The sequence below is a fragment of the Amycolatopsis sp. DSM 110486 genome (assembly GCF_019468465.1).
Classification (GTDB): domain Bacteria; phylum Actinomycetota; class Actinomycetes; order Mycobacteriales; family Pseudonocardiaceae; genus Amycolatopsis.
Window position 1 is genome coordinate 583,468 of sequence record NZ_CP080519.1, and the last position, 15,588, is coordinate 599,055.

Below are 15,588 nucleotides of genomic sequence, written 5' to 3' on the forward strand. Positions count from 1 at the left end.
GGTCGTCACAAGTGTCCCGCCCGCGTTACCTGGACCTAGTGCAGAGCGCGGCACCCGAGAAGATCCTGGTCGACGCGGTGCACTCCGAGGACGGTGAGTCCACTGAGCGGTCACCGTAGTGTTCTTCGACCGTGAACCCACAGGTGAACCGATCCGGGACGGCGGAGCCGAAACGACCCCGTGCACCACAGTGGACTGTCGCATGTGGTCAGTTACGACAGGCCTGGAGCTCCTTCGGATCGACCCTGCCGACCCGTCGAACTCATCGTCAGCCACCCTGCCGGCGCGAGTCATCCCGGACCATCGGGATAGGCGAGGTCGTAGGCGTGGGAGACCTTCTGCGGACCACCATCCGCCACTCGCGCCGGCCAGCGGGGCGAGGGCTTCGGCAAGGATCGCCCAGGCGCTCTCTAACAAGCATCTCCGTTGTTCTTAGACTGGCTGCGTGGAGGACATCGAAGCGATCGCCATGCTGCAGGACCCCATCCGGCGGCGGTTGTATGACTACGTGGCAGCCCAGGACCACGAGGTGAGCCGGAACGAGGCTGCGGAGAGCGCCGGGATCCAGCGCACGCTTGCCGCGTTCCATCTGGACAAGCTCGTGGATGCGGGGCTGCTGGAGACCGAAAGCAGGCGACTGAGCGGGCGCGCTGGCCCCGGCGCCGGGCGGCCGGCCAAGCTCTACCGCAGGTCCGGTGCCGAGCGCCAGTTCTCGGTTCCCCCACGCGATTACCGCACCCCCGCCGATCTGCTGGCCGAGGTCGCCGAGGCCGCCCGCCTGGACACCGAGTTGCAGGCCGCCGCTCGTCGGGAGGGGCGGGCCGCTCGTGCCGCCGCGCCGGTCGACGGTCTCGACGCAGCGAAGGCTCTGCTGACCGCTCGCGGCTATGAGCCTCGCTTGGACGACGACGGGGACGCCCTGCGCCTGGCCAACTGCCCCTTCCACGTCCTCTCCGAGCGGCATCCGGTGTTGGTGTGCGGCATGAACCTGGCGCTATTGGAAGGGTTGTTGGAGGGCGCCAAAGGGCTGCGGGCCCGCATGGACCCGCGACCTGGGATGTGCTGCGTCGTCGTCGAGCTTTCTAAAAATAATGTGAGTTGACATAGAAAGCCCGCGGTGATGAGGTGAGGGCATGACGGGACACCACCTCGCCCAGCTCAACGTGGGCACGTTGAAATTCCCCCTCGACGACGGCCGCGCGGACAGCTTCACGTCCATGCTCGACACACTGAACGAGGTCGCCGACAACGCGCCCGGCTTCATCTGGCGACTGGTTGAGGACGGCGGCGCCGACGCCACCGCGATCCGGACGTCGCTGGGCGACGACGTTTTGGTGAACATGTCCGTCTGGGAGAGCCGGGACGCCCTGTGGGACTACGTCTACCGCAGCGGCCACCTGGACGTGCTGCGCCGTCGTGCGGAGTGGTTCGAACCTCCGAAGGCGCCGTTCCAGGTGATGTGGTGGATCCCCGCCGGGCACATTCCCACCGTCGAGGAGGCCGTCGAGCGCCTGGAACTGTTACGCGAGCAGGGCTCCACGCCTTGCGCCTTCGGTTTCAGGGACAGCTACCAGCCCGCGGACGCCGAGTCGGCGCCGTGGCGACCAGTGGCCGCCACAGTCAGGACGTAGGCATACCACCGTCCGGGCACCACCCCACGGAGGAAATCCGCGCACCCCGTCCTTCTCGTTCACGTTGCCGATACGCCTGCGGACGGCGTCTTCGGGTCCGCACTGGGTTCGGTCCTCTCGACCTTCAGCACGTACGGGAGCGTTCGTTTTCCTTCAGCTTCGAAGATTTCGGCTGCTTGCTCGCGTAGCTCAGCCGATGCCTCACCTCACGTGGGAGTGACGCCTCAGCTGATGCTTCGATGCAGTGCGACTTGTCGAGCACAACACCAACCGAAGCCCCCAGCGTTCGCCCACCTCTCCGAGTTCACCGTTGCTGCGAAGAACAAGGAGCGCCGCGTAACCGGCCTCAGCGCGAGAATCCATCGCGCCGGCATCAACCCGTTCCCGGACGGTTCCGCCGACTCAGTGCCATCGTGCGCCATTCGGCGTAATTCCGGAACATCTGCCGCACGCCGGTCCGATTTCGATGGTTTCCTCGTACCCGGCTCGGCGATGGGGGTGAACAACCGGATGAGCGACCCAATATCGGACAAAGCGGAGAATGCGGAAGCCCGCGTCGACCAATTAGTCGCGCAAGCGAAGCAGAAAGCGCAGCGCTACCGCGCGATGCAGCAGGCCGTTGAGCAGGTCGTGGTGTCGGCAGCCAGCAAAGACGGCACCGCCACGGTCACCGTCGACTCCGCCGGCAACGTCACCGACCTGCGGATCACCGACCGCGTCCGGGAGATGTCCGGCGATCAGGTCGCGAAAGCGGTGCTGTCCGCGCTGCGCACCGCGCAGTCGAAGCTGCCGGACCGGCTCAGCGAGGTCATGGCGGACACCATCGGCGACGATCCGCAGACCCGCGACACCATCGTCGGCAGCTACCGGGCGAAGTTCCCGGAGCCGGAACCCGAGCGGGACGAAACTCCGCCGGCGCCGACCAGCCGGATCGGGCGGCTCGCCGACGAACCCGAGGCCGCGCCGCCGCCATCGCCGCTGCGCCCGCCGGCCCCGCCGCTGCGCCCGCCGGCCCCGCCGCTGCGCCCGCCGGCCCCGCCCGACGATGACGACGACGGCTGGGGCGGCCCGGTCATGATCCGCGAATAGCCGGGACGAGAGGTGACCATGCCGGACGGTGCGACCAATGGCGGCGGCTACCAAGTCCGCCCGGACGAACTGCTCGCCCACGCGAAAGCGGTCGAGCAGGTCGGGCAGACATTGGGCCAGGCGCTCGCCGCGGCCGAGCAGGTCACCATGGGCGTGCAGGCGTACGGCCTGATCTGCGGCCCGCTCTTCGTGCCGATGGTGCTCGCGGTCAGCACTCCCGGCCTGATCACCCTCGGCGCCGCGCAGCAGGCCATGGGCACGCTGTCGCAGTCGATCCAGCAGGCGGCGAAGACCTACCAGGACACCGAACAGGCGCACTCGCAGCGGATCACCAGCCTCGGCAAGGACCTGCCGTGAGCAATCCGCTGGTCGCCGCCAAACAGGACTCGACGACCTGGCACACCGGCATCAACGTCCTCGACGACGCGATCGGCGCCTACGACGGCATCAAGTCCGGTTCGTGGATCGAGGGCGGCATCGCCGCGCTCGGCACCGCGATGGACCTGCTGACCATCGCGATGAACCCCGTCGGCACGCTCATCTCCTACGGCCTCAACTGGCTGATCGAGCACGTCCAGCCGTTGCAGGACGCGCTGAACCAGCTGGCCGGCGACGCCGACCAGATCACCGCCTACTCGCAAACCTGGGGCAACATCGCGAAGGCCGTGGAAAAAGCGGCCAAAGACCTCGGCGACAGCGTGCAGAAGGACACCGCGCACTGGATCGGCCAGGCCGCGGACGCCTACCGCGCGAACGTCAAGAACAAGATCGACCACCTCAACGCGGCCGCGACCTGCGCGAGCGGGATCAGCATCGTGGTTCAGATCGTCGGGGTGATCACCGCCGCGGTGCGCGCCATGGTCCGCGACATGATCACCCAGGCGGTCGGCGATTTCATCCAGGACGCACTGGAGGAGGTCTGCTCGCTCGGGCTCGGCACGCCGGTCGTGGTGGCGCAGGTGGTCGAGCAGGTTTCGGCGTGGATCGAGAAGATCGGCGCGCTGATCAAGAAGCTGATCAACTCGGTCGAGAAGCTGCGGCCGCTGATGTCGAAGCTCGAAGAGATCTTCGCCGCGGTCAAGAAGGTGATGTCCGAGCTGCACGGACGTCCCGGCGAAGACGGCACGCACGTCTCGTCGGCCGAACCCGGCCATTCCGGCCCGCACGAACCCGGCGCCCCGCACGACGGCACCCCGCACGATGACACCTCGCCTTCGTCCACGCCGGAGCCGGACGGCAGCGTCCCCGACGGCACGCCGCCCGGAAACCACGGCGCCGACCCGAACGCGCCCGGTAGCCACGATCCGGAGGCGGCCGGCGGGCAGAAGTCCGAGGGAACCGGCGGCTGCGACGGCAAGGGCGGCGACCCGGTCGACGCGGTGTCCGGCCAGATGATCACCGCGGGTACCGACGTCGAGCTACCCGGGTTGCTGCCGCTGGTGCTGAACCGCGCGTACGCCTCCGGCTACGCCGACGGCCGTTCCTTCGGCCCCGGCTGGGCGTCCACATTGGACGAACGCCTGGTGCTGACCGACGACTTCGTCCGGTACTACGGCACGGACGCGGAAGTGCTCAGCTACATCCACCCCGCCCGCGACGGCTCTCCGGTGCTGCCGAGCTTCGGCGCCCGCTGGCCGTTGAGCTGGGATGCCGCGGCGGAAACCTACCTGCTCGTCGACCAGGAATCCGGCTGGACCCGCCGGTTCGCCGCGCACCCCACGGCGCCGAGGGAGTGGCAGATCAGCTCGCTGTCGGACCGCAGCGGGCACCGCGTCGACTACCTGCGCGACGAAACCGGCCGTCCGCTCACGGTCACGCATTCCGGCGGCTACCGGGTCGGCGTCGACACCGTCGACGGCGCGGACGGCCTCCGCATCGCCGGATACCGCCTGCTCGGCGGCGCCGAACACGGCGAAGACGTGCCGATCGTGTCGTTCCGCTACGACCGGCGCGGCCGGCTGTCCGGCATCGTGAACTCGACCGGCGCGCCTTACCAGTACGACTACGACGACGCGGACCGGATCGTCGCCTGGACCGACCGAACCGGCTACCGCTACGAGTACGAATACGGCCCGGACGGACGCGTCGTCCGCGGCGCCGGCCTCGACGGCTACCTCGACGCGACCTTCGACTACGACCTGGCCGGCCGGGTCACCGTCGTCACCGACAGCCTCGGCCGGCGCACCGAGTACCACTACGACGAGCACAACCACATCACCGCGGTGGTCGACCCGAACGGCGGGGTCGAACGCCCTGAGTTCGACCGGTTCCACCGTCTGCTGTCGCTCACGGACAAAAACGGTGCGGTCACCCGCTACGAACGTGACGAGAACGGCGACCCGACGCGGATCGGCTACCCCGACGGCACCGCGCTCGCCATCGAGTACGACCCGCGCTGGCGGCTGCCGGTCACCGTGACTCAGCCGAACGGCGCGGTCTGGCGGCACACCTACGACGACGCCGGCCGCATCGTGTCCACAGTGGATCCGCTAGGCGCGGTTGCGACCAGCGAACTGGACGAGCGAGGCCACCTGGCCGCCACCGTCGAACCGGACGGCGCCCGCTGGACGTACACCAGCAACGACGTCGGCCGCCCGCTGTCGATCACCTCGCCGGACGGCGAAACCACCACGTTCCGGCTCGACGGCTTCGGCCGGGCGATCGAAGCGACCGACCCGCGAGGTCGCAGCACCCGGTACGGCTGGACCCGCGAAGGCGCGCTGGCCTGGCGCGTCGCCGCCAACGGCGACCGCGAGGAACGGTTCTACGACCTCGAAGGCAGCTTGGTCCGAGCTCGCTCGGCCACCGGCGCGACCACGGTTTTCGAACGCGGCCCGTTCGGCCTGCTCGCCGCGCGCACCGGCCAGGACGGCATCAGGCACACCTTCACCCACGACACCGAACTGCGGCTCACCGGCGTCCGCAACCCGGCCGGGCAAACCTGGTCCTACCGCTACGATCCGGCCGGAAACCTGATCGGTGAACAGGATTTCACCGGCCGCGCGCTCGAATACCGGGTCGACGCGATGGGCGCGATGATCTCGCGCGCCGAAGCGGGCGGCGCGGTGACCGAACTGACCCGCGACGTCCGCGGCCGGGTGTCCCGGGAGACCTTCGGCGAAACGACCATCGCCTACGAGTACGACGAAGGCGGCCGGCTGCGCCGGGTCGCCGACGGCGCTGTCGAAGTGACCTACGAACGCGACCTGCTCGGCCGCCCGGTCGCCGAATCCGTCAACGGCCGCGTGCTGCGCAACGAATACGACTCGACCGGCCGCCGCGTCCGCCGGATCACCCCGTCCGGGGTCGAAGCACGGTGGCAGTACGACGAAATGCGCCGGGAAACCGCGATGGCCGGGACCGCCGGAACGGTCGCGTTGGAGTACCGGGACGGCCGGGAAGTACTCCGCCGCCTCGGCGAAAACGCGAGCCTGGCCCAGACGCACGACGAACTGGGCCGCCTCACCGGTCAAACGCTCGTGTCCGCCGGGGGACCGAATCGCGCGCTCCAGGAACGCAGTTTCCGCTACCGCGCCGACGGTCAGGTGCTCGCGATCGACGACCGGGTGCACGGCGCCCGCGTCTTCCAGCTCACCCCGGGCGGGCGCGTCACCGGCGTGCAGGCCGCCACCTGGACCGAGCAGTACGCCTACGACACACTGGGAAACCTGGTCTCCGCGCAACCAGGTCCGTCCACGGAGGATGCTTCCGACGTGGCCGGCCCCCGCGCGGTCGAAGGAATGCTGCTGCGCAGCGCGGGCCGGACTTCCTACTCCTACGACGCTTCCGGCCGGCTCGTCCGCGAAATCCGCCGCGGCCTCTCCGGTCAACGCCGAATCCGCGAGTACGCGTGGAACGACCGCGACCAGCTGATCGGCGTCACCACCCCGGACGGCACCCGCTGGCGCTACCGCTACGACCCGTTCGGCCGCCGGATCGCCAAACAGCGCCTCGCGCCCGACGGCAGCATCGCCGAAGAAACCACGTTCTCCTGGGACGGCACCGTCCTGGCCGAAGCCGCCCACACCGTCGACCGCCGCACCACCGTCACGTCCTGGGACTACCGCGGAGGCTCGGCCGAACCCATCGCGCAAACCACCCGCTCCTGGCTGGCCGACGCACCCACCGCGGTCATCGACACCCGCTTCCACGCCATCGTCGCCGACCTGATCGGCGCGCCGACCGAACTGGTCGACGCGACCGGCCGGGTCGCCTGGTACCGGACAAGCGGCCTGTGGGGCAACACCATCGCGATGTCCACTTCGGACGGAACCGGCTGCCCGCTCCGCTTCCCAGGCCAGTACTACGACGACGAAACCGGACTGCACTACAACGTCCACCGCTACTACGACCCGCACACCGCGCGGTACCTGTCGCCGGACCCGATCGGACTGGCCCCGTCCGCGAACCACTACACCTACGTCCCGAACCCGCTGGCGGTAGCCGACCCGCTGGGCCTGGCCGGCTACAAGGACCCGGCGAACGGCCAGTGGGCACACGACCCCGCGCTGCCGCCCGCCGACCACATTCACAACCGTGGCACCGAATACCCCGGCGACTACTTGCAGTCCACCCACGACGCGATGGCGACGAAGTGGACCGTGGAGGGCCGTGCCCTCGGCGACGTCCCGCGGGATGCGAGCAACGCCCGCATTCCACACGACCAGCTCAATTGGGTGGACCGCGCCGGTCAACCGATCCCCTACTACGACGCCAACGGCAAGCGAAATCTGACCTACGAGCACGTTCCGCCGGTAGTGGAGCACTGGCGCGACGAGGGCCACAACATGACCGCCGCGGAACGCAAGGCCTGGTACAACAACACCGACGACATGGAAGCCATGGGCAAATCGCAGAACTCGTCCGAAGGCGGGAAGCTCACCGAGCGCTACGCGGCCACGGAGCCGGGACCTCGGCATCCGTGTACCTTGCACTGAGCAGAGCGATGCCGGGAGGCGAGCAGTGGACCCACGCGAAACCTACGCAGCGATGCCCAACGTCGCCGATCTCGGCGATCTGCCCGACGCCTGGCACTGGGCGAGCGCCCCCGGCTTCGACTACAGCGCCGCCCTGTACGCCGACGGCAAGCGCGCCTTCCAAGCATTCGCACTGGATTCGTACGACGAAGAGCTGGCTGTCGCGCTGCTGTCCTTCGCCCGCTCGCACGGTGCCGAACTGGCGACCGACGCCCCGCTGTCCCTGGCCGAAGGCTTCGCCCCCGCGGGCTACGGCTTCGACGCGGTCGCCGCGGCCGGCCCGCTCGTGCACCGCCTCTACCCGGACGACGCCGAGATGCACGACGCCGTCCGGGCCGTCATCCCGATCTTCCGCTGCGAAGCCGCCGGCGACGAGCCTCTCCCGGAAGCCGAATACCGCTACAGTCGCGGCAACGGTATCCGCGGCACCAGCTGGGACCGCCCGCCGTCCCCGTACCTGAAATACCGCTACCGCGGCGCCACTGGTTCCGTACAAGCAAAGCGCGGTTTCGCCGGGCTCAAATCCCTGGTCAGCACGATGACCCGGGGCGAGGGCCGGGACGACCTGTTCGTGGAGTTCGAGAACTATCGACACGAGGTGTACACGGTCACCTGGACCGACACCTGGACCCTCACCGGGCCGGACGGGGTTGCCACTCCGGTCGGCCTCGAGGAACTGCTGGAAGCGGTCAAGGTCGCGCTGTACGGACCGAACATCGAGTACGCGGACTTCCCCGGCTGAAGTGGACAGCAGTAGCCACACTGCTAGCGCGGTCGCCACCGCTGCGGAGCATCGCGCAGTCGGGCCAGCGCTGCCGACCTCGAGCGCCACATTGCTACCCGAGGTCTCGTTTTTCGCTCGACTCGGCTAGTTTCCGCCTTGGCTTCTTGTCATGCCGCTGACCGCGCCGCGCGACGCACGCTCGGTAGCTCGTTCAGTCATGGGAGACCAGGGAACCACGTACGCGGCGTTCATACAGAGCGAGCTCAAGCTGGAGGGCGATCCTGGTGCTGCGGCTGGGAGGACCTTGGTCATGAACGGCCGTGCTGCGTTTCAGGTTTTGGTGCTGCCCTACCGGCAGACGGGCCAGGGCACGGAGTTCGCGTTGTTCCGGCGGGCTGATGCCGACTATTGGCAGGGTGTGGCCGGCGGTGGCGAAGCGGGCGAGTCCCCGCTGCAGGCGGCGCGGCGGGAAACCGCCGAGGAAGCCGGCTTGGTCGGTGACTGCGAGTTCGTCGGGCTGGATGCGCGCGCCACGATCCCAGTTGTCTACGTGACCGGGGAGTTCACCTGGGGACCGGACGTGCTGGTGATCCCGGAGTACGCGTTCGGTGTCCGAGTGGAGGACACCGAGGTGATCTTGTCGCACGAGCACACCGATTACGGCTGGTTCAGCCTCGACAAGGCAGCGAAGGCCGTGCAGTGGGATTCCAACCGCACCGCGCTGTGGGAACTGGACCACCGGCTGCGCCACGGCCTCGTTCACCGCGTCGCCTGAGCCACGGGCCACGGAGGACTGCCAACGGCTGGCCTCGGCGTGTACGTGTTGTCCGGCCTGCATGGCAGTTGTTGCTCTCCGTACTGCATAACTCTCCATGATCGTCACGTTCGGAATATGTGGCGACGGAGGAACCTTGGGACGCAGGCGGATCATGGGCACGCCGCGAATGCCGGGAGGTCCGGCTTGGCAGCGGTCGCCAAGTGGCCGCTTTGTCGCTGCCCATACTTGAATGGGCCAATCAGGTTACTTTAGCCGGATCCTCCCCGAATTAGCCCTTACTAAGCAAAAATGCAGGTATGTCCCCACGTGCCAGGGGACATTTCAGCGAACAGGGGAGGATTCTGTTGAGGAACATCGGAAAGGTCCTTGCTCGGACCTCGGTCGCCGTCGGGGCCAGCGTCGTTCTCGCGGCCACGACAGTCAGCACGGCTCATGCAGCGGCTCGTGACGGACACTGTGACGCGGGGGAATTCTGCCTCTACTGGGGGAATGAGCGGACGGAGTCGTTGTCGGACTTCACCGGCTCGATCTCAAACTACGGCGACTCCCAGCCGACCTGCTACGAGTTCAAGGGAGCCGGCCGGGGGATCAACACCTGCGTCAAGAACAACGCCATCTCCGCGTGGAACCGCACCAAATACAAGGTCACGGTGTACTACAACAGCGGTTACGGCGGCGCCGAAATGACCTACTACCCCGGCACTTGGGGCAACTTCGTTCCCGAGCTGCTGAACAACAACGCCAGCCACCTGTTCCGGTCGCTGTAAACCGCAGAGACAGCTCAGCCTTGCCAGGAAGAGAAGGAACCGGCAGGGCTGAGCGGTCACGACCGATGCGCACACGCCTCGGTGACGAAATCGATGTCGATCGTCACCACGTCGACCCCACGCCCGACGGCGACCTTCTCTGGCAGGCCGTCGAGATCCGGGACCGCGCAACACGACCGAGGCAGAGACACCGACGGCCTCATAGCGATCCTGAACACGACAGAACCCCGGCAACACACCGTTGCCGGGGTTCTGCCCGATACAAGAAGGTTTCGTACCCGGCAAACTCGGCCGGACTTCGGCGACCGTCCGGACGAGGCTGCCCCGGAGCGCCAGGGCCCGAGGGAGTTGTCGCGACACCGGCCCCCGTGACGCTCCGACGATCCGGGCCAAAGGCCAAACACGAAGACCTCGTCGCCGACATGCAGAGCATGCGCGATCCTCAGCCGGGTCGGATCACCCAGCGCCCACCGGCACACGGCGCGTCCGGCGGTCTGCTCTGCCTGCGGCTGCGCAGCACACAACGACTCAACATGGTCGAACTCGATGCACCGCAGGTCACAGCGGAGGTCGCCGCACCCCGAACGGTTGTATTCGTGAGGACACACATATAAGTTTGGGAGTCCGAAATAGTCCGGTTGGGGTCGCCTGGAAGAGCGAACGGTGACCGATCGGACACGCAGCGTCGATCTGGAGGCCGCATCCGAGCCGTATGCGGCACGGTGGCGGCCCCCGAAGGAGGTGCGTGATGGCCGCGACGCGACGCCGGTTCCTGCTGGGAGGTGCCCTGGCCGGCACCGCCGGCCTCGCGCTTGGTGCGCGCGCCCTGCCCCCATCGTCCGAGGAGCCGGTCACTCCGGCCGGCCCGCATGCGGGCGGGCATGCGGGCGGGCACGGCGGCGGCGTGAACGGTCCGATGTTCCGCCAGGGCAGCACCGTCGACCATCGGGCGAACGGCTTCTACCCCAGCGAGGTCCTGCGCGACTTCGACTACGGCCGCGTCTCGCGGACCGACCGGGGCCGCCCGCTGCGGGAGTGGGAGATCTTCGCCAGTGACGAGGACGTGGAGGTCGCGCCCGGTGTCCGGTTCCCGGCCTGGACGTTCAACGCACGGGTGCCCGGTCCGACGTTGCGCTGCCAGCAGGGCGATCTGCTGCGGGTGCGGTTCACCAACGGCTCGGCCCACCCCCACACGATGCACTTCCACGGTATCCACCCGGCCGAGATGGACGGGGTCCCCAACATCGGGCCCGGGGTCATCGAGCCCGGGCACAGCGTGGTGTACGAGTTCGACGCTCAGCCGTTCGGGCTGCACCTCTACCACTGTCACGTGGGTCCGCTGGCCGAGCACATCGCCCGCGGCATGTACGGCACCTTCATCGTCGACCCGCCCCAGCCGCGTCCGCCGGCCGATGAGCTGGTCATGGTGATGCACGGCTACAACACGACCTTCGACGGGCAGGGCAATCAGCTCTACGCGGTAAACGGCATCCCGTTCCACTACATGCACGAGCCGATCCGGGTCCGGCGCGGCGAGCTGGTCCGGATCTACCTGGTCAACATCCTCGAATACGACCCGATCAACAGCTTCCACCTGCACGGCAACTTCTTCGACTACTACCCGACCGGCACCCGCCTCGAACCCTCCGAGTACACCGACACCGTCGTTCAGGCCCAGGGCCAGCGCGGAATCTGTGAGCTGCGATTCCCCCACACCGGGAAGTTCATGTTCCACGCGCACAAAACGGAGTTCGCCGAACTCGGCTGGATGGGTTTCTTCGAGGTGACCGAATGACCGACGGCCGCACGGCGGGACTGCGGGCATGGCTGCCCGCGATCGCCGGTGTCGTCCTCGTCGGGATCGCCTTGGCAGCACTCGCCGTACTCGGCGGCCGGTCGCTGCCCGAACGCACCGGACCACCGATCGAGCAGCTCATCGTCGAACACACGCAGCTGACCCCGGGCGCGATCGAACTGACCCTGCGCAACACCGGCCCGGATCCGGTGCAGGTCGCGCAGGTGTTCGTCAACGACACCTACGTCGACTTCACCGGCGGGACGGGGCCTATCCAACGGCTCGGCACCGACACACTACGGCTGACCTACCCGTGGCAGAACGGACAGCCGTACACGGTCGCGATGCTGACCTCCACCGGTCTGGCGATCGAACACGAGATCCCGGCCGCGGTGAGCACCCCGCCCGCAAACGGCGGCTTCTTCGCCGTGATGGCCCTGCTGGGTACCTACGTCGGAATCATTCCCGTCGTGCTCGGCATGCTGTTCCTGCCCGTGCTGCGCCGGATCGGCGCCCGGGGAATGCGCTTGCTGCTGGCCCTGACCGTCGGGCTGCTTGCGTTTCTCGCCGTGGACGCGACGCTCGAAGGTGTCGAGCTCGCCGGGCGCGGCGGAGGCGCGTTCGGCGGTCCGGCCCTCGTCGTGCTCGGCGCCGTGCTGGCGTTCCTCGCCCTCACCGCAGTCGACCACCGACTGAAAGCCGGCCGCCGCGAAGAGGAGCCGGCACGGGCGACCGGAACCCGCCTGGCCGTCATGATCGCGATCGGAGTCGGCCTGCACAATCTCGGCGAAGGCCTCGCGATCGGCGCCGCCTACACCGTCGGCGAACTCGCCCTCGGCACCGCTCTGGTCGTCGGGTTCACCATCCAGAACACCACCGAAGGTCTCGCGATCGTCGCACCCCTGACCGAGCAACGTCCCCCGCTGCTCCGCCTGCTGGGCCTCGGCATCCTCGCCGGCGCACCAGCGATCGCCGGAACACTTGTCGGCGCCACCGTGAGAAACGCGGAACTCTCCGCGTTCCTGCTCGGCATCGGCGTCGGCGCGATCGCACAGGTCATCATCCAGATCGCCCCATCCCTGAGAGACCGACACGCCCGGATGCTCGACCCCACCACCATCGGCGGTGCCGCCGCCGGCCTGCTCGCGATGTACCTCACCGGGCTCCTCGTCACCGTCTGACCCAAACCGCCCACGGACACCGTTGCCGAGCTCGGCGCCGTACCCATCCCGCGCTCGCGGCGTCGAGGGCATCGGCGACTACTTCGTGCGCCGAGGGCTCAAGCGGAGACCCGCGAGTCTTGGGCTCGGATCTCGCTGGCCGGGTTGCCGCCCCACCAGGCGTGGGGTGGTACTTCCTCGCCCTTCATGAGGAAGGAGTCGGCGGTGAGCGACGCGCCGTCGCCCATCGACGCTCCATAGTGGACCAGGGCCCCGACCCCGATCGTGCAGCCGGACCCGACGGCGATGCGGTCGGCCTTGAAGGTGCCGTCCTCCTGGGAATGGCACTGCAGTTTGCTGGCGGGGTTGAACGTGACGTCGTCGCCGATCGTCACGAGGGTCTTTTCCGGTAACCCGCAGCCGTCGTCGAAAAGCCGGCGGCCGATGCGGGCCCCGAGCATCCGCCAGATCACGCCTTTGAACGGTGTGCCGTTGAAGGCTTGCACGTAGGCCATCGCGGCCGCCTTCCAGAACCGTTCGTGCCGCCAGAAGCGGATGTCGTAGATCGAGCAGTACAGCGGCTGCAGGGGGTGGATCACTTGGGAGGCGCGTTCGACCAGGGTGAAGTAACAGACGCTGAACAGCATCCCGACGAGCGACGCCAGCGCGATCGCCGACAGCCCGAGCACGGGGTAGACGTCCGTGGTGGCCCAGCCGAGCAGAACGAGGCCCAGGAAATAGATCCAGCGCACCAGCAGGAACATCACGATAGTGACGGAGTTGTGCCGGTTCTTCGCGGCGAGGCCCCGGCGCAGCGCGTCGCCGCTCCTGAGATGGTCGAACTGCCGGTCCCGCGCCACCGTGCGCGGGATCTCGAAGCTCGGCGAACCGAGCAACCCCACGTTCTCGCGAACCGGGCCGTCGACCGGCACCAGCACCTTGGTGCCCAGCAGGCAGTTCTCGCCCGCCCGGCTCTGCGCGGGATACGCGACGTTGTTGCCGAGGAAGTTGTGCCCGCCGATCTTCGTTCGGGCCACCCGGAACGACGTGCTGGAGAAGTCTGCGTTGATGATCGACAGGCCGTCCGCGATCATCGTGCCGCTGCCGACGGTGCTCAGCTGCGGGGTTTCGTGCTTGACCACGGACCCGAAGTTCGACCCCGTCTGCTGGAGGTCGGGCATCCGGTACCCGAGGTACCGCAGGTAGTGCACGATGGCCGAGCTGTCGCCGAAGAGCGTGATGAAGAACTTCAGGTTGGAGACCACGCGGATCGCCCGGTGCAGCGAGTAGCGGAAACCGTACAGGCGATAGACCCTGTCCGGTTTCAGGACGACGCCGAGCACACGCGGGACGGCCGCGACGAGCAGCAGGGTGATGAGCGATCCGCCGAAGAAGATCACGAACGACACGGCGAGCGCGTCGAGGTAGAAGGCCCAGCTGGTGAACTGCAGCGGCTCCGAGCTCAGGAACGTCGCGAGCTGCGGGGCGGTGGCGAGCAGTAGGTCCACGCCGCCGATGGCCAACGGCAGGTACACCAGCAGCAGGGCCAGCAGCTGCGAGACGCCGTAGCAGAACCGGCGCACCATGCCGCATCCCGCGGGACCGACACCGCGGTAGTCGGTCTCGGTCCGCCACGCCGGTGACCCGTGCCAATGCTCACCCGCCGGCACCGCCTGGCGGGGATGCAGTGACGACGCGTGTCCCAGCTGCGCCCCGTCGCCGATCGAGGTGTCGATGTCGATCACCGACAACTCCCCCACGAACACGTCCTTCCCGAGGGTCACCGAACCGGTCTGGATCTCGCCGGCCTCGGCCCGGTAACCGAGGAGGAAGGAGTCCTTGCGGATCACCGAACCCTCGCCGATCGTGAGCAGGTCGGTGCACACGGGCACGTTGCGGGAGAAGATCGCGACTCCCCGGCCGATCTTCGCCCCGAGTGCTTTCAGGTACAGCACGTACAGCGGTGAGCCCAGGGCCAGCAGCGCCACCAGGTTGCGCTGCACCAGCGTCTTGACCAGCCAGAACCGGAAGTAGTCGAGGGTCCACACTCGGATCCGCCGCGGCTTCCACCGGCCGATCAGCACCCACTTCGCCACGATCGGCAGCACACACAGCCCGACGAACGCAGCGGAGGTGAACAGCACCAGCCGCAGGTAGATGTGGAGCAGGTTCGTTCCGGCGGCAGATACCCAGGTCACGCCGCGTACGACGAGCAACGCCGCCAAGTACGCGTAACCCACGAACGCCAGGAACTGAAGTAGTCCACAAAGGACATACTGTGCCGTGCCGCCACGAGGAGGTGCATTGGCCTGCTTCGCAGCCGCAGGCTCAGCCAACGCGGGTGCAGCGCCTCCGACTGATGCCGCCAGGCTTCTGATCGTCGGGTTGGCGTAAACGTCCTTCATCGACACCGACGGTACCTCCGCGCGCTTACGCACCCGCGCACAGAAATGCGCCATGACCAGCGAATTGGCGCCGAGATCTTCGAAGAAATCACTGTCAACCGACACCCGATCGACACGCACGACGTCCGCCAGCACCGTGGCGAACACGCGCTCGGCGCTGCCTGCCACCTCTACGTTGCCACCCTGGCCGCAGACAGATTCACGTTGCTTTTCTGGCGGGACGTTGAATGACTCACTCACCGCATGAACCCCATTGATCGGAA

Annotated in this window: 11 protein-coding genes; 10 read left to right on the top strand and 1 reads right to left on the bottom strand. The window is 67.9% G+C overall.

Annotated features, from left to right (window positions below; genetic code table 11):
* Window positions 1–445: 445 nt before the first annotated feature.
* The 10 genes from K1T34_RS02880 to K1T34_RS02925 all read left to right on the top strand — a co-directional run bounded on the left by K1T34_RS02880 (window position 446) and on the right by K1T34_RS02925 (window position 12,941).
* A complete protein-coding gene (locus K1T34_RS02880) occupies window positions 446–1,102 on the top strand; it encodes a metalloregulator ArsR/SmtB family transcription factor (protein WP_220242746.1) in 657 nt (218 codons plus the stop codon).
* A 31-nt stretch (window positions 1,103–1,133) separates the two neighbouring features.
* Window positions 1,134–1,631, top strand: a complete 498-nt coding sequence (locus K1T34_RS02885) for a DUF3291 domain-containing protein (protein ID WP_220242747.1) — start codon at window positions 1,134–1,136, stop codon at window positions 1,629–1,631.
* A 492-nt stretch (window positions 1,632–2,123) separates the two neighbouring features.
* Window positions 2,124–2,720: a YbaB/EbfC family nucleoid-associated protein gene (locus K1T34_RS02890; protein WP_255638271.1), complete on the top strand. Its 597-nt coding sequence runs from the start codon at window positions 2,124–2,126 to the stop codon at window positions 2,718–2,720.
* Between the two features lie 18 nt (window positions 2,721–2,738).
* Entirely contained in the window at window positions 2,739–3,077 is a 339-nt protein-coding gene (locus K1T34_RS02895; protein ID WP_220242748.1) for a type VII secretion target, read from the top strand.
* Entirely contained in the window at window positions 3,074–7,657 is a 4,584-nt protein-coding gene (locus tag K1T34_RS02900; protein WP_220242749.1) for an RHS repeat-associated core domain-containing protein, read from the top strand. The genes K1T34_RS02895 and K1T34_RS02900 overlap by 4 nt, the downstream gene beginning before the upstream one ends.
* A gap of 25 nt (window positions 7,658–7,682) precedes the next feature.
* Window positions 7,683–8,438: a hypothetical protein gene (locus K1T34_RS02905; protein ID WP_220242750.1), complete on the top strand. Its 756-nt coding sequence runs from the start codon at window positions 7,683–7,685 to the stop codon at window positions 8,436–8,438.
* 151 nt (window positions 8,439–8,589) lie between these two features.
* On the top strand, window positions 8,590–9,195 hold the full coding sequence (locus K1T34_RS02910; RefSeq protein ID WP_220242751.1) for an NUDIX pyrophosphatase: 606 nt from the start codon (window positions 8,590–8,592) through the stop codon (window positions 9,193–9,195).
* Window positions 9,196–9,494: 299 nt separating this feature from the next.
* Window positions 9,495–9,965, top strand: coding sequence for a peptidase inhibitor family I36 protein (locus K1T34_RS02915; RefSeq protein ID WP_220242752.1), 471 nt, complete (start codon window positions 9,495–9,497; stop codon window positions 9,963–9,965).
* A 748-nt stretch (window positions 9,966–10,713) separates the two neighbouring features.
* The gene (locus tag K1T34_RS02920; RefSeq protein ID WP_220242753.1) at window positions 10,714–11,760 is read left to right on the top strand and encodes a multicopper oxidase domain-containing protein; all 1,047 of its coding nucleotides are present in this window, start codon (window positions 10,714–10,716) and stop codon (window positions 11,758–11,760) included.
* Window positions 11,757–12,941, top strand: coding sequence for a ZIP family metal transporter (locus K1T34_RS02925; RefSeq protein ID WP_220242754.1), 1,185 nt, complete (start codon window positions 11,757–11,759; stop codon window positions 12,939–12,941). Before K1T34_RS02920 ends, K1T34_RS02925 begins: the two co-directional genes overlap by 4 nt.
* Before the next feature lie 98 nt (window positions 12,942–13,039).
* On the opposite strand, the gene K1T34_RS02930 is transcribed toward K1T34_RS02925, so the two are convergent.
* Window positions 13,040–15,565, bottom strand: coding sequence for a Pls/PosA family non-ribosomal peptide synthetase (locus K1T34_RS02930; RefSeq protein ID WP_220242755.1), 2,526 nt, complete (start codon window positions 15,563–15,565; stop codon window positions 13,040–13,042).
* Window positions 15,566–15,588 lie beyond the last annotated feature (23 nt).